This window comes from Planctomonas deserti (genome assembly GCF_003067705.1).
Lineage (GTDB): Bacteria > Actinomycetota > Actinomycetes > Actinomycetales > Microbacteriaceae > Planctomonas > Planctomonas deserti.
Genome location: NZ_QANL01000143.1, coordinates 1 through 574 on the forward strand (window position 1 = coordinate 1; position 574 = coordinate 574).

Genomic DNA, 574 nt, shown 5'->3' on the forward strand with positions numbered 1-574 from the left:
CGGTGGCGCGAGAACCACATCGAGATCATGGTAGCGAACAGGCCGAACACCATCTCCAGCACGAACACGATGATGTAGTAGGCGAAACCGCGGCCGCCGCCTTCGCGGTTGCCCGACAGCGCGCTGTCGATGATGCCGCCGACCACGCGGGCCAGCACGATCACGAAGGTGTTCAATACGCCCTGCAGCAACGCCATGGTGATCATGTCACCGTTGGCAACGTGGGCGATCTCGTGGCCCAGCACCGCTTCGGCTTCGTCTTCGCTCATGTTGTGCAGCAGGCCGGTGGACACCGCGACCAGCGCGTTGTTGCGGTTGGCGCCGGTGGCGAAGGCGTTGATCTCCGGGCCTTCGTACACGGCCACTTCTGGCATGCCGATGCCGGCCGCCTTGGCCTGGCGCTCGACCGTGGCCAGCAGCCAGCGCTCGGTCTGGTTGCGCGGCTCGGTGATCACCACCGCACCGGTGGAGCGCTTGGCCATCCACTTGGACAGCAGCAGCGAGATGAAGGAACCACCGAAGCCGAAGATGCCGGCCATGACCAGCAGGCCGCTCATCTGGCTTGGATTGACCC

The 574-nt window shown here is 65.0% G+C and carries 1 protein-coding gene; it reads right to left on the minus strand.

Annotated elements, in window-relative coordinates:
- Positions 1 to 557 (minus strand): protease HtpX (htpX, locus tag DAI20_RS19985; RefSeq protein ID WP_240606151.1); only part of this gene is annotated, 557 nt, incomplete at its 3' end.
- Between the last annotated feature and the right edge of the window lie 17 nt (positions 558 to 574).